At 58.6% G+C, this 16,289-nt stretch carries 17 protein-coding genes and 1 riboswitch; of the genes, 8 read left to right on the top strand and 9 right to left on the bottom strand.

All coding sequences use genetic code 11. The features are described 5' to 3' along the window. Positions 1-18: 18 nt before the first annotated feature. The 5 genes from ACSYTG_RS02045 to epsC form a co-directional block, all read right to left on the bottom strand. A complete protein-coding gene (locus ACSYTG_RS02045) occupies positions 19-480 on the bottom strand; it encodes a DUF6691 family protein (protein WP_489783953.1) in 462 nt (153 codons plus the stop codon). Continuing rightward, complete coding sequence (locus tag ACSYTG_RS02050) at positions 477-896, bottom strand: YeeE/YedE family protein (RefSeq protein ID WP_086645755.1); 420 nt, start codon at positions 894-896, stop codon at positions 477-479. Before ACSYTG_RS02050 ends, ACSYTG_RS02045 begins: the two co-directional genes overlap by 4 nt. Positions 897-898: 2 nt before the next feature. Then, complete coding sequence (locus ACSYTG_RS02055; protein WP_489783952.1) at positions 899-2,533, bottom strand: SufS family cysteine desulfurase; 1,635 nt, start codon at positions 2,531-2,533, stop codon at positions 899-901. Then, positions 2,520-3,893, bottom strand: a complete 1,374-nt coding sequence (locus ACSYTG_RS02060) for a family 2B encapsulin nanocompartment shell protein (RefSeq protein ID WP_489783951.1) — start codon at positions 3,891-3,893, stop codon at positions 2,520-2,522. The genes ACSYTG_RS02055 and ACSYTG_RS02060 overlap by 14 nt, the downstream gene beginning before the upstream one ends. A 245-nt stretch (positions 3,894-4,138) precedes the next feature. After that, on the bottom strand, positions 4,139-4,954 hold the full coding sequence (gene epsC / locus ACSYTG_RS02065) for a serine O-acetyltransferase EpsC (RefSeq protein ID WP_489783950.1): 816 nt from the start codon (positions 4,952-4,954) through the stop codon (positions 4,139-4,141). Positions 4,955-5,383: 429 nt separating this feature from the next. Here epsC and ACSYTG_RS02070 point away from each other — a divergent pair, with 429 nt between their 5' ends. The 5 genes from ACSYTG_RS02070 (at position 5,384) to ACSYTG_RS02090 (ending at position 10,130) form a co-directional block, all read left to right on the top strand. After that, a complete protein-coding gene (locus tag ACSYTG_RS02070) occupies positions 5,384-5,947 on the top strand; it encodes a TetR/AcrR family transcriptional regulator (RefSeq protein WP_086645759.1) in 564 nt (187 codons plus the stop codon). Positions 5,948-6,095: 148 nt separating this feature from the next. Then, positions 6,096-8,099 (top strand): squalene--hopene cyclase, encoded by a 2,004-nt coding sequence (gene shc / locus ACSYTG_RS02075; protein ID WP_198943877.1) that lies wholly within the window; start codon positions 6,096-6,098, stop codon positions 8,097-8,099. Positions 8,100-8,230: 131 nt separating this feature from the next. Next, positions 8,231-8,773, top strand: a complete 543-nt coding sequence (locus ACSYTG_RS02080) for an RrF2 family transcriptional regulator (RefSeq protein ID WP_086645761.1) — start codon at positions 8,231-8,233, stop codon at positions 8,771-8,773. A 34-nt stretch (positions 8,774-8,807) separates the two neighbouring features. Beyond that, positions 8,808-9,203 (top strand): cupin domain-containing protein, encoded by a 396-nt coding sequence (locus ACSYTG_RS02085; RefSeq protein ID WP_491706439.1) that lies wholly within the window; start codon positions 8,808-8,810, stop codon positions 9,201-9,203. An 18-nt stretch (positions 9,204-9,221) separates the two neighbouring features. Continuing rightward, entirely contained in the window at positions 9,222-10,130 is a 909-nt protein-coding gene (locus tag ACSYTG_RS02090; protein WP_489783948.1) for an NAD-dependent epimerase/dehydratase family protein, read from the top strand. Positions 10,131-10,157: 27 nt separating this feature from the next. On the opposite strand, the gene ACSYTG_RS02095 is transcribed toward ACSYTG_RS02090, so the two are convergent. After that, positions 10,158-10,571 (bottom strand): CrcB family protein, encoded by a 414-nt coding sequence (locus ACSYTG_RS02095; RefSeq protein ID WP_095349744.1) that lies wholly within the window; start codon positions 10,569-10,571, stop codon positions 10,158-10,160. Positions 10,572-10,602: 31 nt separating this feature from the next. Then, complete coding sequence (locus ACSYTG_RS02100; RefSeq protein ID WP_086645765.1) at positions 10,603-11,421, bottom strand: universal stress protein; 819 nt, start codon at positions 11,419-11,421, stop codon at positions 10,603-10,605. 105 nt (positions 11,422-11,526) lie between these two features. After that, positions 11,527-11,607: riboswitch (Fluoride riboswitch) on the bottom strand. A gap of 154 nt (positions 11,608-11,761) precedes the next feature. On the opposite strand from ACSYTG_RS02100, the gene ACSYTG_RS02105 reads away from it, so the two are divergent. From ACSYTG_RS02105 to hmuQ, 3 genes are read left to right on the top strand one after another with little or no spacing between them, the layout of a single operon-like run. Beyond that, positions 11,762-12,358, top strand: a complete 597-nt coding sequence (locus tag ACSYTG_RS02105) for a PadR family transcriptional regulator (RefSeq protein ID WP_253530589.1) — start codon at positions 11,762-11,764, stop codon at positions 12,356-12,358. 45 nt (positions 12,359-12,403) lie between these two features. Continuing rightward, complete coding sequence (locus tag ACSYTG_RS02110; protein WP_489783947.1) at positions 12,404-13,186, top strand: siderophore-interacting protein; 783 nt, start codon at positions 12,404-12,406, stop codon at positions 13,184-13,186. A gap of 45 nt (positions 13,187-13,231) precedes the next feature. Next, entirely contained in the window at positions 13,232-13,552 is a 321-nt protein-coding gene (hmuQ, locus tag ACSYTG_RS02115) for a heme-degrading protein HmuQ (protein ID WP_086645825.1), read from the top strand. Between the two features lie 35 nt (positions 13,553-13,587). On the opposite strand, the gene ACSYTG_RS02120 is transcribed toward hmuQ, so the two are convergent. After that, entirely contained in the window at positions 13,588-14,256 is a 669-nt protein-coding gene (locus tag ACSYTG_RS02120) for an HD-GYP domain-containing protein (protein ID WP_095349746.1), read from the bottom strand. A 327-nt stretch (positions 14,257-14,583) separates the two neighbouring features. Next, complete coding sequence (locus ACSYTG_RS02125) at positions 14,584-15,900, bottom strand: GGDEF domain-containing protein (protein ID WP_158093027.1); 1,317 nt, start codon at positions 15,898-15,900, stop codon at positions 14,584-14,586. Positions 15,901-16,289: the final 389 nt, after the last annotated feature.

Here is a 16,289-nt window from a genome sequence, read left to right on the forward strand (position 1 = left end):
GCCAAATGGGCTGTGGGGTTAAGGGGGTGTGCTTTGCCCGTGTGGGCCTGCGGGCGCTGCTGGGCTGTAAAGGCGTTCCCACCCCAGCTTTCCCACCAGCCAGCCGAGTGCAATGCAGGTTATCAGCAGTACGGCCTTTGCGCCGTCCAGCCCGAGCAGGACCAGAGCCGGGCCGGGGCAAACCCCACTCAGCCCCCAACCCACACCAAACAGCACGGACCCTGCGACCAGTCCCTTATCGGGTGGCCAGCGCCGCGGCCAGTTGAGTGTCTGCCCGCTGGCATCCCGCCCTTTACGGCGTAACAGCCAGAAGCCGGGCAGGGTTACGCCAACCGCGCCCCCCAGAACGCCTGCCAGAATGGGGTTCCAGTGCCCCGCCACATCCAGAAAACCCAGAACATTGGCTGGGTCCGCCATGCCGGAAAGCCACAGGCCGCCCCCAAACAGCAGGCCACAAAAAAACGCGATAGCCACATTCATAACGCCCACCCTTCCAGCCGGGATATAAACACCGTGGCTACGGCTACCGCCATAAAAATGGCAACCGCTACCAGCGATCGGCCAGACCTGTTACCCAGCCCGCAAACACCGTGCCCGCTGGTGCAGCCATTGGCCAGCGCGGTGCCAAGGCCAATCAGCACGCCCGAAACAGCAAGGCGGAGCCAGCCAGTCTGGGCAAATTGTGTTGGCACGGCCGCACCTGCCATACGGGCCAGCACGCCGGTTGCAACCAGCCCGGCCAGCACGGCCCAGCGCCAGTTGCGGGTGGGGTGGCGCAAGGCATTGCCCAGTATGCCACTCACCCCCAGAATGTGGCCTTCAAAGGCCATAAGCAATACGGCGGCTGTGCCAATAAGCACGCCGCCGCCCAGTGCTGCCAGCCACGCTGCGCTCATGCCTACCGCACCAGTTGTCTAAGGGATGTTATCAAGGCGTCCACATCTTCAAAGCTGTTATACAGGCCAAAGGAAGCCCGCACTGTGGCCTCTACACCAAACCTGCGCAAGGCTGGTTGCGCGCAATGATGGCCAGAGCGCGCGGCAATGCCGTGCCGGTCAAGATGTTTGGCAACATCCTCCACACTGTGCCCATCTACAATAAAGGAAAGCACACTGGCCTTGGCCTGCGCTGTTCCAATAATGTGCACACCCGGCAGGTGTTCAAACTGTTGCGTGGCGTATTCGAGCAGAGCGTGCTCGTGCGCAGCAATGGCGGGCAGGCCAATGCCCTGCAGGTAGTCCACCGCCGCTCCAAGCCCGACCGCACCGGCTATATCGGGGGTTCCGGCCTCAAACTTTTCTGGCAGACCCTGGAACTCGGTATGGGCAAAGGTTACATCGCGGATCATATGCCCACCTCCCTGCCAGGGGGGCATGGCTTCCAGCAGGTGGCGTTTGCCATACAGAATGCCAATGCCTGTTGGCCCGTATATTTTATGGCCCGAAAGAACCAGAAAATCCGCATCCAGCGCCGCCACATTGAGCGGCAGATGCGGGGAGGACTGCGCCGCATCAACCAGCACAGGCACCCCGGCTGCGTGCGAAAGGGCTATGATCTGCTCAACCGGGTTAATGGTGCCCAACGCATTGGCAACATGCGTGACCGAAACCAGCTTTGTGCGGCCAGAAAGGAGTGCTGCAAAATGTTCCAGCAGCAGTTCCCCCCGGTCATTGACCGGAGCAACCTTGAGCACGGCCCCCGTCTGGCGGGCAAGGAGCTGCCAGGGCACAATATTGGCATGGTGCTCTATGGTGGTGATCAGTATTTCATCACCCGGGCCAATGTTGGCCCGGCCATAGCTCTGGGCCACAAGATTGATGGCCTCGGTTGTGCCGCGCACAAATACAATTTCCGCCGCCTCACGCGCGCCAATAAAATGCTGGAGCTTTGTGCGTGCCCCCTCAAACGCATCGGTCGCACGGGCGGCCAGCGTATGGGCTGCGCGGTGGATATTGGAGTTGTCCTGCTCATAAAATGCGGAGGTGGCGTCAATGACCGCGCGGGGTTTCTGGGTTGTGGCGGCGTTGTCCAGCCAGATCAGTTTATGGCCATTAACCCTTTGGTGCAGGATGGGAAAATCCGCCTGAATACGCGCCACATCGTACCCACCCAGTGCGGGGTGGGGTGCATGCTGGGGGGCGGCGTTGGCGGCACCTTTTGCGTGGCGTAAAAAATACGGCACGGAATGGTGTGGTGCCTCCGCTATGGCCGGCGCGGGGGCTGGGGGTGTTGTGGTGCGGGGGAGTGCGAATGTGCTGCTAAAAAAGGGCGATGTTGCGGGTTCCTCCCACAAAGGGGGGCGTTCTTCCGCCTTGTTTTGTGAAACCGGGTGCCTGGACCAGACAGGTTCGTAAATAGAGGCATCCGCCCCCGAGGCAAACGGGTGGGGGGTGTTGTCCCCCTGTGTGGGGGGCAGGGGCGTGCGTGGAGCGGCAGGTGCCGCCCCATGCCCCAGCACATCACGGAATGCCTGCTCCACCGCATGCTGCTGTGCCAGCGCCTGCGGGTCTGCAAATGTGTCAGGTGTAGTCATAATAGCTCCCGATCTGCACGTTATCGAGCCGGGCAATGGCGTCTTCCACCAGAACAGCGGCGGAGAAGTAGCGTGTGATCAGGTGCGATGCCACGGAATGCTGGTCCGTGCCGCTATACCGCACGGAAAGGCCGGGCTCGACTTCCCCCGTAACGCCTGTATTGTGTAGGCCCACAACGCCCTGTTCCTCCTCACCCACACGCAGGAGCAGGATGCTGGTCCGGCCATCGGGCGTGACGGGAATTTTGTCTGAGGGCACAAGGGGAATACCGCGCCAGGTAATAAAGGGCGAACCAAACAGGTTAATGGTCGGCGGTGGCACGCCACGGCGCGTGGCCTCGCGCCCAAAGGCCGCTATGGCTTTGGGGTGGGCAAGGAAAAAGCCCGGTTTTTTCCAGACCTTTGTCAGCAGTTCATCCAGATCATCCGGCGTGGGTGGGCCGCCGCGTGTGGGCACGCGCTGGGCAATAGCTGTTTCGTTCAGCAGCCCGAATTCGGGGTTGTTGAGCAGCTCCCATTCCTCGCGCTCGCGGATAACGTCAATCACCACACGCACCTGTTCACGCAACTGGTCAAATTCGTTGCTGTACAGGTCGGTAATACGGGTATGCGTGCGCAGAACTGTTTGAATGGAATGGATATAGTATTCGCGCGGGTGGTCCTGATAATCGACAAAAGTGGTGGGGAGTTTTGGCTCTCCGTCCACGCTGGAAAGGACCTGAATGGCGGCCTCCCCATACTGGTTTACGTCGGCGCGGCTGGCCACGTCCTGCGCGGTCAGGGCGGTTTTCAGCCACGGAGTGCTGGCGATCTGCTCGGGGGGGAGGGTGAGCAGGGTTGTTTTGCCAACGGCATGCAGGTCTTTGCTACCCAGGCCGGAGGGCGCAACAAAATGCTGCCCCGGTGCCGCAAACAGGTGCCGCACGGTGCGTGCTGCTCCGTTGTTGGTATGGTGCTGCACAGCACCGCTGGCAACAAGGGCCAGAGTGCCTTCGGGCAAGGTAAAATCGGCCCCATCGGGGTGGGTGTGGTGCTGGAACTTGCTTACAAGTTCATGGATCTGTGCATCCGTTGCCTGCGAAAACTCGGGAAGTGCCCGCAGGCTTTCAGGCACGGGGCGTGTGGCATCCCCTTCATCCGTAAAGAGCACACCCCCAAAACGGGAGGAAACAAGGCGCCGGCGGTTAACGCGGAATACGCCCCCGCCAACATTCACCCAGGGGAGCAGAAGGTGCAGCCAGCGCGGGCTGCGCTCCAGATTTTGCACACGGGTGACATGGGCGGTGGAAAGCTGGCGGGCAGACAGGTTGCGGTCCAGTGCAGAGGCACTGACAGCACGGGTGGACTGTGCTTCAGTCACGGCAAATAGTCTTTCATAAAGAGGTATTATTTAAAGATGTGCTGTGCTGGAAATGGGTTTCCGAGCGTTATGGCCCGGTCAACATCGATTTATAAAAAGTAAAGTAGGATACATGGTCATGCTCCTTTTTAATAACCGACCAGATGGCCTGATTCGGTTTGTCTGTTCAGCCTAGCACCCACAAAAAGAAGGTCAACATTAAACGGAAGAAAAATGTTAATTATTCTTATTCACTAAAATATGGGTTATAATAGATAGTCAATGGCCGGGAAGGATAGGTCCATTGTCAAAACAGGCCAATGGGTATGGCTGTTTACATACCGTGCCGGGTTACCTGCGACAGCGGTAAACGGGCTGACCGGTTTGACAACAACAGCCCCCGCTCCAATTTTTGCCCCTTCCCCAATTTCTATTGCCCCCAGAATTTGCGTGCCCGGCCCAACCAGCACGCCACGGCGGAGCGTAGGGTGCCGCCTGCCAGCCTGTTTGCCCGTCCCGCCCAGTGTTATGTCCGACATAAGAACAACATCGTTTTCCACCAATGCAGTTTCACCAATGACAAGGCCGTATCCGGGGGCCAGCACAAGCCGGTGCCCCAGAACAGCGGCGGGGTGAATATCTATGCCCATGACCTCAGAAACACGGCTTTGCAGGTGTAACGCGGAAAGGCGTTGCCCGTTCCGCCACAAAACATGGGCTATCCGGTACGCCTGCACGGCCTGAAAACCCTTGAGGTGCAAAAACGGCGCAACATATCCCTCACGCGCTGGGTCCATGGTGGCGTAGGCGTGCAGGTCCTGTGCTGCGGCTACCATAATGGCGGGTGATTGCTGCAAAATCTGGCAGAACAGGGGGTGCAGGCTTGCAAAAGGTATAATGGGTTCGGCAAGTTTTTCGGCCAAAAGCCGCGCCAGAAGGGACTGGGGCGTGCTGTGCTCCGCCCATAAAGGAGCCGGAGCGGCTTGCAGTTCATGGCACAGTTTGCGCCATACCGTGTGGGCAAACGTGTCGGTTTGTCCGTCGGTTCTGGCGTGCTGTGCAAAGAGCATCGTATCAACCATGATGCCTGCCTTTTTCCGACAACAGGGTCGGAAACTGTATTGGGCCAGACATCCCGGTTCCTACGGATCCGTGGCGGGAGCCAGCCTGGGCATGGGGCGGGGCAAGCCCCTGTTAGTCAGGGCTGCGTTGGGTGGCCCGACATCGGGCGGTCAGGGGAATGTGCTGATGAACAAGCATGAAAAAACCCGCTTACGCCTTGCCTGTGGTTGTTGTGCTCCAAAACTGTATAGGCAATTTAGCGCTATGGAATAGGGAGTCAATATAAATACGCAATCTTGTGAGTTATTTTGAAGGAAATAATGTACGCAATAAATTAGTTTATTGGGCGGGGTGCGCATAGGTCATGTGTGGCGGGGGGTTGAAAGCGCTTGCGCTCTGGTTTAATTCCATCTGGACGGAATTAAACTAGCTAAGGGTATTGCAAAGGTATGGCCCGCCCCAGAACCATAGACCGCGAAAAAGTGCTGGCCTGTGCCGAGCACCTTGTGCAGCGCAATGGCGCAACCGCCCTTACGCTGGATGCCGTGGCGCGCGAGGCAGGGATTACCAAAGGCGGCCTGCAATACTGCTTTGGCAGCAAGGATGACCTGATAGCAGCCCTGATCGAACGCTGGATTCTGGTGTTTGATACCCATGTAGCGCGTTGCCGTAGTGCTGCCGCAGGCCCGGCCAGCCTTGCCCGCGCCTATGTGCAGGCCTGTGCCCGCATAGATGATGCCGCACGTGCGCGCATGGTGGGTATGTTGGTAACGCTGCTCCAGTCCCCCCGGCATCTGGCCCCGATCAAGGCGTGGTATGCGCGCTGGCTGGGGCTGGGGCAGGGGGAAGGCCATACCGTGGAAGCACGGCAGATACGCACAATGATTTTTGCCGCTGAAGGGGCTTTTTTTCTAAGAAGTCTCGGGTTTGTCGATATGCAGGATGCAGAATGGACCAGCGTTTTTGCGGATATTCAAAAACTGGCTTTACCCATGGAAGCCAGTCTCGCATAAGCGCAGGGCCTTGCATGACTGAACTTTGTATAGTGTGTTCGGGTCACCACCAATGAATACGATTTCTCACCCCTCGAAAGTGAAGGCGGCCGTGTCTGCTACAGTTCCTCCCACTCCCTCCTGTGTAACTCCCACACCGTTTACGGGCATGGGCAACAGTCTGGCCCACACCGTGGCAGCCGCCTGCGACTGGCTGATAGGGGAGCAGAAAGCCGATGGGCACTGGGTGGGGCCTGTGGCGTCCAATGCCTCCATGGAGGCGGAGTGGTGCCTGGCCCTGTGGTACCTTGGGCTGGAAGACCACCCCCTGCGCCCCCGCCTTGGCAAAGCCCTGCTGCACATGCAGCGCGAGGATGGGTCTTGGGGCACATACTGGGGTGCTGGTAATGGCGACATTAACGCAACGGTGGAAGCCTACGCCGCCCTGCGCTCGCTCGGTTACGCAGCCGATACCCCAGAGCTGAGCAAGGCATGTGCATGGATCATGCGCATGGGGGGCTTGCGCAACGTACGTGTGTTTACCCGCTACTGGCTGGCGCTGATTGGTGAATGGCCGTGGGAGCAGACACCCAACCTCCCGCCCGAGGTTATCTGGTTCCCGAACAAATTTGTTTTTTCCATCTATAACTTTGCACAATGGGCACGGGCAACGTTGGTGCCGCTGGCCATTCTTTCCGCCCGCAGGCCAAGCCGCCCCCTGCGCCCGCAGGACCGGCTGGATGCGCTCTTCCCCCAGGGGCGTGAGAACTTTGATTACGTTCTGCCCAAAAAGGAAGGGGTGGATCTGTGGTCAAGCTTTTTCCGCACCACAGACAAAGGGCTGCACTGGCTCCAGAGCCGGTTCCTCAAACGGAATACGGTGCGTGAGGCGGCTATCCGCCATATGCTGGAATGGATTATCCGCCATCAGGATGCCGATGGTGGATGGGGTGGGATTCAACCCCCGTGGGTTTACGGCCTGATGGCCCTGCATGGGGAGGACTACCAGTTCCATCACCCGGTCATGGCCAAGGCTCTGGCCGCACTGGATGACCCGGGCTGGCGGCGTGATCAGGGCGATGCCTCATGGGTGCAGGCCACCAACAGCCCGGTATGGGACACAATGCTGGCCCTTATGGCCTTGCATGATGCCAATGCCGAGGAACGCTACACCCCACAGATGGACAAGGCACTGGACTGGCTGCTCGCGCGGCAGGTGCGTGTTAAAGGGGACTGGTCGATCAAGCTGCCGGATGTGGAACCGGGCGGCTGGGCGTTTGAATACGCCAATGACCGTTACCCCGATACGGACGATACAGCTGTAGCCCTGATTGCCCTTTCCTCCTGCCGTAATCGGGAGGAATGGAAGGAAAAAGGTGTTGAAGACGCCATAACCCGCGGTGTGAACTGGCTGATTGCCATGCAGAGCAGTTGCGGCGGCTGGGGTGCGTTTGACAAGGACAATAACCGCAGCCTGCTTTCCAAAATCCCGTTCTGTGACTTTGGAGAAGCCCTTGATCCACCTTCGGTCGATGTGACCGCCCATGTGCTGGAAGCCTTTGGCCTGCTGGGTGTGCCCCGCCAGACCCCCGCCCTCCAGCGCGGGCTTGCGTATATTCGTGCCGAGCAGGAAGCATCGGGCGCATGGTTCGGGCGTTGGGGTGTGAACTACCTGTACGGCACCGGCGCCGTACTGCCCGCCCTTGCCGCCATTGGTGAGGACATGACACAGCCCTACATTACCCGTGCGTGTGACTGGCTGATTGCCCACCAGCAGGAAGATGGCGGCTGGGGTGAAAGTTGTGCATCCTATATGGATGTTTCCTCCATCGGATGGGGCACAACCACGCCGTCGCAAACCGCGTGGGCGCTTATGGGGCTGATTGCCGCCAACCGTGAGCAGGACCACCCTGCCATTGCGCGCGGCTGCCGCTACCTGATCGACCGGCAGGAAACCGATGGTAGCTGGACGGAAGAAGAGTTTACCGGCACTGGCTTCCCCGGTTACGGGGTGGGGCAGACCATCAAGCTTGATGACCCGGCAGTGGCCAAACGCCTGCAGCAGGGGGCTGAACTCTCCCGCGCGTTCATGCTGCGGTATGACCTGTATCGCCAGTTCTTCCCGCTTATGGCGCTTAGCCGTGCGGCACGGATTATGCCCGTGGGCCAGTAATGGCGGCTATGGCCTGCCCCGCCTGCCAGTAAAGGGCGGGGTAGGCGACCATACCGTATGGTTCAGGATGACCGCCCTTTTTGGGGCGGTTTTTTCTTGCGAATCAAAACGCGGACCAATATGGTCCGCGTATGGCACTTTATGGCGCAAGCACTGAATACGTTCTGCACAGCCTGCTCTGGCTGGTGGAGCACACCGAGCCAGTGAGCAGTCTGGACCTGGCGGACATGCAGGGGATTCCCGCAGCTTTTATGGCCAAGCTCATGCCCCGGCTGGAAAAAGCCGGGCTGCTCATTGCCGCGGAAGGGCTGCGTGGGGGCTACCAGCTTGCACGCCCCGCCGCACAGATTAGCGTGCTGGATGTGGTGGATGCGGCAGAAGGGCGCAAAGCGCTTTTTACCTGTCAGGAAATCCGTGGGCGTTGTGCCCTGTTTGGTAACTGCCCGCCAGAATGGGCCGAGCGGGGCGTATGCAGTATTCATGCCGCCATGTTGCAGGCCGAGCAGGCCATGCGTGCCCAACTGGCCCAGACCACACTGGCCGATCTGGCGCAGACCGTGCGCAATAAAGCCCCCACGGCTTTTATGGGGGAGGCAGAACACTGGTTTGGGGAGCGGGCCCGCACCCGCAGAACCAGCAGGGTGCGGCAGAAAAAACGTGCGGCATCCGCCTGATAGCCCAGACAGATTTTGTAAAAAAGGTTCGATTATGCGTCAATTCATGGCCCTTTGCGGCATGGTGCTTTGTGTCGTGGCCGGAGGAGCACACGCCGCTCCTGCTACCGGTGTGACCCCTTTGCTGACCCACGACCTACCCGGCCTTGCAGGCAAGGAGGGGGCCATGGTGCTGGTGGATTACCCACCCGGTGGGGCAGACCCTGTGCACCGGCATAATGCCTCTGTTTTTGTGTATGTGCTTCAGGGCAGTGTGATTATGCAGGTCAAAGGGCAGGCTGCTGTAACACTGCATAAGGGACAAAGCTTTTTTGAAGGCCCGGCAGATGTGCATCTTGTGGGGCGTAATGCCAGTACTACCGAACCTGCGCGGTTTATTGCCTTTTTCGTCAAGAACAAGGCTGCTCCCTTTGTTGCTCCCGCCCCTTGAACAGACGGATAAACAGGCATGAAGATTCTTGTAGCCGGAGCCAGTGGTGCGCTTGGCCGTCCCCTGATCACGCAGTTGCGCCATGCAGGACATACAGTATGGGGCATGGCACAAAGCCCGCGTGGGGTGGAGGTGGTTGGCGCGCTTGGTGCGGGGGTAGTGCAGGGGAATGCGCTGGACCGCTCAGCAGTTTTTGCCATTATGGAGCAGGTGCGCCCCGACTGTGTGGTGGACCAGCTAACATCGCTCCCGGCCAGTCCGTTTGACCTGCCCCAAAGGCTGCCTGCTGACCGGGTTTTACGCCTGCAAGGGGGCGGCAACCTGTTTGATGCGGCACAGGCCTGTGGCGTAAAGCGATATATCCAGCAGTCCTGCGGCTTTTATCTTGATGGAGCCGGTGCGCTGGCGGACGATACGGCTGCACTCAAAACCACAGCCCCCGGCCATGTGGGGGAGAGTGCACGCATGTATGCTGCGTTGGAAAACCGTGTTATCAACACAACAGATATGCAGGGAATAGCCCTGAGATACGGCTTTTTTTATGGCCCCCATACATGGTACGACCCCGAAGGGGCCTTTACCACCCATATGCGCCGGGGCGAGGTGGCCATAATTGGGGCGGGGCGGAGCGTGTTCTCCTTTATTCATGTAGAGGATGCCGCAGCAGCAACCGTATCTGCCCTGACTGCGTCAAAGGGTATTTACAATGTGGTGGATGACCAGCCAGTACGGGTGCAGGCATGGCTACCAGCCTATGCCCGGTGGGTTGGTGCTCCCCCGCCGGGGCATATGGATGAGCAAACCGCCATGCAGCAACTGGGGCCGGAAAGTGTATATTATCAGAACCAGCTTGATGGCGCGAGCAACCACAAGGCGCGGCGTGTTCTGGGCCTTAACCCGCGCCCGCAGCCATGGGGCGTAGTGTAGGTACTGGTAAAAATATGGCCTTGTACATCAGTTTTCGGTGCCGCTTGCGGTATTTATGGCCTGCGCGGCAACGTAGCCTGCGCTCACACTGAGCATGCACAGCCCGACAGACAGACCGATATTGAGAAGTGCCCGCCCGGGTGCTCCGTTTTTAAGCAGGTCAAGCGTTTGCAGGCTGAAGGAGGAAAACGTGGTGTACCCCCCGCATAGCCCGACCATAAACACCAGCCTTCCGGTTTCGGACACGGGCAGGCGGCCGCCTGCTGCGGTCAGGGTGCCAAAAAAGGCAATGGCAAACGAGCCGGATACATTAATGGCAATTGTCCCCCATGGCAGAAGCTGGCTCCACCGTAAGGTTGCCAGCCCCACCCAGTAGCGCAGCAATGTGCCAGCAGCCCCGGCCAGACCGATAAGAAGAGAGGGTAAAATGTTGGTCAACATGGAAAACTCTGTGCCTGTGGTTCTGTGTTTATCAATGGTGGGTCAGTATTGGCCATGTGGCATGGGCCAGCAGGTCCACGGTGGGGCCGCCAAATAGCCATTCAATAAAATGCGGTCGGCCGTATGCTCCCATAACCAGCAGGTCTGCCCCCGCCTGCGTGGCGCGTGCGCGGAGCTGCTCGCCCACGCTTTGTTCTGTCAGAACAAAGCGCTCCAGCGTGACCGCCACGCCAAGCGTGCGCAGTGTGGCCAGCAATGTGGGGTCTGCAACCGCGTTGGGGTGGTGTTCCCCTAACAGAATGCTCACGCGCTCAGCCGTGCGGAGCAGGGGCATGGCGGCGGCGGTGGCGCGGTGCAGGTTGGGGGTGTCCTGCCAGGCTATAACGGGGTGTTGGCCAAAACCCGGCTGTGGTGTGGGTGGGGCAATAAGCACCGTTGCCTGTGCATCGTACAGGGCAGCGGCAAAGCTCTGCCGGGTTGTTGGTGTAGTGGCCGCGCTGGCCGGGCCAAGAACAACAAAATCGGCTTTGCTGGCGGCAAGGCTCAGGGTTGTGCGCGGCGGGCCTGCCTGTTCCACCCATTGGGCATGGGGGCTGCCCTGCGCTGTACTGCGCCAGTGTTCAAAAATCTGGCGGATGGCATGGGCACGGGTGGCAACCGTTTGCGCAAAGCGGGCCTGTTGTGCGGGGTCTGGCAGCCCTTCATCCGGGCTTTGAAAATCAGGGTCCGTGGCGGGCATGGGGTGGAAGGCGCAAATATCTGCCCCTCCCAGCCGGGCAGCCAGTTGGCCTGCGGTGTGCAGGGTCAGGGCTGCGGTCTGGGCATCGTCCAGAACAGCGATCAGGCGCATTGCAAGGGGTTCCTGCCTGTGCGGTTGGTGGGGGTGGGGCAAAGCCCGGTCTGGTTGTGTATGCGGGGCATGGTTTTGGACGCACTCCTCCCTCACGCATGGTTTTGCGGGGTAGGAATCATCAGCCAGTAAGGCGGTTCGATTTTAGCGGGCCAAAATCCGGCAGAGTCCATTGCCGTGCCTGAGTATGAATAAAACACGCCTACCAAGTCAATCCTGCCTGTGTTGGCGTGGCGTGCGCGGGGGAGTCTCTGGCGGATTTGCGGGGGTTGGGGCAGGATTTTAAAAACATATCCCGATATATCTTTACTTACGATATATCGGAATGTATATCGGAGTCATGAAACACAAAAACAGACACGCAGGCGGTCGCCACCGCCACCAGTTTTTTGCCCCCGAAGGTCGGTCCGATCTGGCAGGGCATGGCCGCCACCATCACGGGCGGGGCGGCGGTGGACGGCGGGGTGGCCGCCACAGGCTGTTCGATTACGGGGAGATGCGTCTGCTCGTGCTGAGCCTGATCGGGGAAAACCCGACCTATGGGTACGAACTGATCAAAACCATAGAAGACAAGTTTGCAGGCAGCTACACGCCCAGCCCCGGTGTGATTTACCCCACACTCACATGGCTGGAAGAAGCCGGGCACATCCGCCCCGCAGAGCAGAGTGGGCGCAAGACGTACCACATCACGCCCGAAGGGGAGGCGTATCTGGCGGCCAATAGTGCGGACCTGCACGCCATTCTTACCCGTGCTGCCAGCACCGATGCGCCAGAACATGGCGGGCGGCGGAATGCACCGGTACCCGTGCTGCGCGCCATGGAAAACCTGAAAACCGCTCTTCGCCTGAAGCTGCGCAACGGCGGGCTAAGTGCGCAGGAAGCGGAACAGATTGCCGCCCTGCTGGACGAGGCCGCCCGCGCAATCAGCCAGACATAAGCGCCATTGGAGCATCCTCCACGCTCATTCAGGGACCAGACAGAGATGCATAACACAGCTAAAGAACAGGCATGGCCACCTGCACCAGCAAGTGAGTCCGTGCGCCACCCGCTGCGCAGGCGTAGCCTGAGCGTGGTGGCTGTGGAGCGCCTGACCCCCCATATGATCCGTATAACCCTGAGTGGGCCGGATATGGCGGATTTTGTCAGTAATTCCCCCGATGACCATATTAAAATCTTCCTGCCCGGAGCCGATGGTGTGGAAGTGCGCAGGGATTACACACCACGCCGCTATAACCAGCGGAGTGCAACGCTGGTGCTGGACTTTGTGGACCATCACGCAGGCCCGGCCGCGGCATGGGCGCGCACGGCCAGCGTGGGTGCACAGCTGGATATTGGTGGGCCAAAAGGTTCGCGCGTTATTGCAGGCCCGGTCGCGCAATGGCTCCTTGTGGGGGATGAAACAGCTTTGCCAGCCATTGGCCGCAGGGTGGAGGAACTGCCCGCCCATGCAGCCGTAACAACCGTTGTTGCCGTGCCCGGGCCGCAAGATGAGCAGAGTTTTGCAACCTCTGCCAGCCATGGCGCGTACTGGGTACACCGGCCCATGGCGCAGGCGGATCAGGCACAGGCCCTTGTAGCGGCACTGGACAAGGTCTGTATTGAACCGGGCACCTTTGTCTGGGTTGGGGCAGAAGCGCATGTTGCCCGGGCCGTGCGGCAGTACCTGCTGGAAGAGCGTTGCGTACCCGCCCAGTGGATAAAGGCAGCGGGATACTGGATTATGGGGCAGGGAGATGCCTCGGTCCGGGATGTCGCGGAGTTTTAAGGATCAGGCCACCCCGCCACCTGTATGGAAAGGAACAGACAGACCATGCCCCACTACATTGCCATGAACCGTTTTGTGGTCCCGCCTGAAAACGAGGAGGCCTTCCGCCAGCGCTGGCTGGAGCGCGAGGTGCTGTTGCAGAGTGTGCCCGGTTTTATCAGCTTCCAGTTTCTGCAAGGCCCGGAAAAGGAAGGCGGCAGGCTTTATGCCTCCCATACCGTATGGGCGTCATACGATGCGTTTGTGGGCTGGACCCAGTCCGAGCAGTTCCGTCAGGCCCATGCGGGGGCAGGGCAGGGGCGTGCCCTGACCGCAGGCCCGCCAGTGTTTGAAGGCTTTACGGTGTTACAGAACGTACCGGCCTGAGCGGGAACCAACCCCTGTTCCTGCGTGTGCGGGGGTTAGTTTGAATGCAGGTTGTCGGGGAGCTTGTTCCCCATTTTTTCCCACGCGTAATCGGCATTCCAGACTTCCAGCAGGTCATCCAGATGGGTGGCGCACAAAAGGGCCAGCTTGGGTTCAAACGCGCGCCCGGCTTCTTGTTGCAGAATTTTTCTGACCGCTTCGGGTGTCCAGGAATGCTTGTAATTGCGCTTGGACAGGCAGGCATCAATGGTATCCGCCACGGATATAACCTGCACCCATAGCGGAATATGTGCCCCTTTAAGCCCAAGCGGGTAGCCTGTGCCATCCCACCGTTCATGGTGGAGCAGGGCGGCATCCATGACTTCACGCGGGAATTCGTGCTCGTACCATTGCAGCACGCCAAGCCCCAGCAGAGGGTGCTTGCGAATAACGCCTTTTTCTTCCGGGGTCAGTGGGCGCGGTGCGTGCAGGATGTCCCGCCCGGTCAGTACCTTGCCTGTGTCGTGCAGTTCCCCGGCAAGCTGGATAATATCCTGGTCCAGCCCCAGTCCCGCCAGTTCGTTGATCCGCGTAGCCAGCAACCCAACGCGACGACCATGCCCGTTCTGGATATTGCTCACACCCTTAATAAACTCCTTGTGGGGGAGTGATGGAGGGGGAAGCGTTCCGGCATCCCACATAGGGGCAATGGTACAGTCAGGCATACATAGTTTACTCGTGGAGATTGAATGCGATTTATTCAGTTTTCGTTGGGTGATTTTATAAGCAATAAAATACGCAGTAAACTCAGAAAAAAAATTATTACCAAGAAAACATGGCGCTTCTGCACTGCAATTGTTGCAATGCCAGAAGGGAAACACAGCCCAGCGTACAGGAAAAACGCGGGAAAAGGCATATAAAATTGTTTTTATTCAATGCACTGTGCATAAATTCGCCATGCGCGGGATGCAGCCTCCCGCCTCCGTTCCTTTTGTGTGTAACAAGGAACGCGAGCAGCAATGCTGATATATTCGTAATATAATCAGGCGTTTTTAAGAGGCGTGGTGCGTTGTTACAATGCGGTTGCGGCCATTGTTCTTGGCTTTGTAAAGCGCCTCATCCGCCTGATGGATCAGCAGGCGGGCATTGGTTTCGCCCTCGAACGTGGTGACCCCGCCAGAGAGAGTGACATGCACCTGATCATTGGAGGAGAGCGTAAGCGCCTGTTCAGCCAACGCATGACGGATACGCTCCGCACAGGCCAGACCATCCGCCAGCGGGGCCTCGGTCAGGACAATCAGGAACTCCTCGCCCCCGTAGCGGAAGATAAAGTCGTTGGCGCGGACGTTGGCAGCAATAATCTCGGCCACAAAGCACAGCACTTCATCGCCCACCAGATGGCCAAAGCGGTCATTGATTTTTTTGAAGTGGTCGATGTCCAGAATAACCAGACTGAATGGTTTTTCGTGCGTCAGGGCAAAGGTAATTTCGTTCTGGATCACCACATCAAGGAACCGGCGGTTGAACACCTTGGTCAGCGGGTCCCGCCCGTTTTCCACTTCCTCCAGATGCCGGAACACGCGCCCGATCAGGAACGTGAGTTTGGTAATGGCCTTGTGGAGTTCGGTGGGGAAGTCCGACGGAATAACACCGGATTGGCGGATGGCCGTAATCTTGGCATCCAGCTCACGCACCTTGCGCTGGATTTCATTGGCCTCGTGCGTACCCTTGAACAGGCTCATGCCTTTATGGGTCAGCCACAGGCCGAATTCGGATTCCGCAATGGTGGGCAGGTCTTCGGGGTGGCCTTTGCACAGGCAGTAGAATGCCTGCGTGCTCCAGCCCGAAAAGGTGCTGATCTGTGTTTCTTTTTCGTAGGAAATATTGTGCCCGAGCGAGACAAGGCGGAAGGCCTCGTCACTTTCCACCTTCTTGCGGAAGCTGACGTCATAGGCCTTGATCATGAACTTGAAGGCAAAGTCCATCATGTTGTTCAGGTAGATAATGGCGGCAATAACGTCGTCTTTATCTGATGTGGCGGCTTTTATGCCCTCAATCAGTGCCTGTTTGATAATGTAGATCCCGTACACCACAATATCGGTCGGAATTTCAAGCTGGGCATGAACTGCCCCCACACGGCACTGGAGTTCGCTCAGGTCCTCAACATGGTCGGCATCGGTAAAGAACAGGCTCTGGATCCAGGCCAGAAGCTGGGGCCGCATTTTGACCTCAACCGTTTCCTTTTCCAGAAAAATGGCGGCGCGTTTGTGCTGGAACAGTGCGGAGTAAAAAAGGTTTACGCAGGTCGGCCCGGATTGTGTGACCACAGCGCGCAACAGCTCGCGAACATGCGCCGGTGTCTCGTTCATTGTCTCCTTCATTTGATCGAGGGGGGACAAGGTAATGAATGCGGGAGACATATGTGAACGGAACCCTTTGAAAGCACTATATAAAATATGATTCGGCACGGAGTGTTAATAACGCAGGACAAGAACCAAATCAGTTGACGAACGGCACAGTATAATACCAACCGCGTTTATAATACAAAGCACAGCCTGTGGTATTTATGCATATCACAACCAATGTGCCTGTGTGGCTGTTGTGGTTTGGTGTTTATAACATGGCTCTATGCTTTTTGTGCTGTGTGGTCGGGGGCATGCGGCATGCCGTGCAAGGGGGCGGACTTTATACCCTAACGGCATGGATGCAAGGGGTGCGTGCGTGGCGGGAGCAGGTGAGTGACTGCTTATTTTTATTG

The organism is Acetobacter sp. ESL1128, assembly GCF_058505085.1.

Coding starts and splice junctions, on each gene's coding strand:
- ACSYTG_RS02045 (WP_489783953.1), bottom strand. CDS start 480: ATGAATGTGGCTATCGCGTTTTTTTGTGGCCTGCTGTTTGGGGGCGGC.
- ACSYTG_RS02050 (WP_086645755.1), bottom strand. CDS start 896: ATGAGCGCAGCGTGGCTGGCAGCACTGGGCGGCGGCGTGCTTATTGGC.
- ACSYTG_RS02055 (WP_489783952.1), bottom strand. CDS start 2,533: ATGACTACACCTGACACATTTGCAGACCCGCAGGCGCTGGCACAGCAG.
- epsC (WP_489783950.1), bottom strand. CDS start 4,954: ATGGTTGATACGATGCTCTTTGCACAGCACGCCAGAACCGACGGACAA.
- ACSYTG_RS02070 (WP_086645759.1), top strand. CDS start 5,384: ATGGCCCGCCCCAGAACCATAGACCGCGAAAAAGTGCTGGCCTGTGCC.
- shc (WP_198943877.1), top strand. CDS start 6,096: ATGGGCAACAGTCTGGCCCACACCGTGGCAGCCGCCTGCGACTGGCTG.
- ACSYTG_RS02080 (WP_086645761.1), top strand. CDS start 8,231: ATGGCACTTTATGGCGCAAGCACTGAATACGTTCTGCACAGCCTGCTC.
- ACSYTG_RS02085 (WP_491706439.1), top strand. CDS start 8,808: ATGCGTCAATTCATGGCCCTTTGCGGCATGGTGCTTTGTGTCGTGGCC.
- ACSYTG_RS02090 (WP_489783948.1), top strand. CDS start 9,222: ATGAAGATTCTTGTAGCCGGAGCCAGTGGTGCGCTTGGCCGTCCCCTG.
- ACSYTG_RS02095 (WP_095349744.1), bottom strand. CDS start 10,571: ATGTTGACCAACATTTTACCCTCTCTTCTTATCGGTCTGGCCGGGGCT.
- ACSYTG_RS02100 (WP_086645765.1), bottom strand. CDS start 11,421: ATGCGCCTGATCGCTGTTCTGGACGATGCCCAGACCGCAGCCCTGACC.
- ACSYTG_RS02105 (WP_253530589.1), top strand. CDS start 11,762: ATGAAACACAAAAACAGACACGCAGGCGGTCGCCACCGCCACCAGTTT.
- ACSYTG_RS02110 (WP_489783947.1), top strand. CDS start 12,404: ATGCATAACACAGCTAAAGAACAGGCATGGCCACCTGCACCAGCAAGT.
- hmuQ (WP_086645825.1), top strand. CDS start 13,232: ATGCCCCACTACATTGCCATGAACCGTTTTGTGGTCCCGCCTGAAAAC.
- ACSYTG_RS02120 (WP_095349746.1), bottom strand. CDS start 14,256: ATGCCTGACTGTACCATTGCCCCTATGTGGGATGCCGGAACGCTTCCC.
- ACSYTG_RS02125 (WP_158093027.1), bottom strand. CDS start 15,900: ATGAACGAGACACCGGCGCATGTTCGCGAGCTGTTGCGCGCTGTGGTC.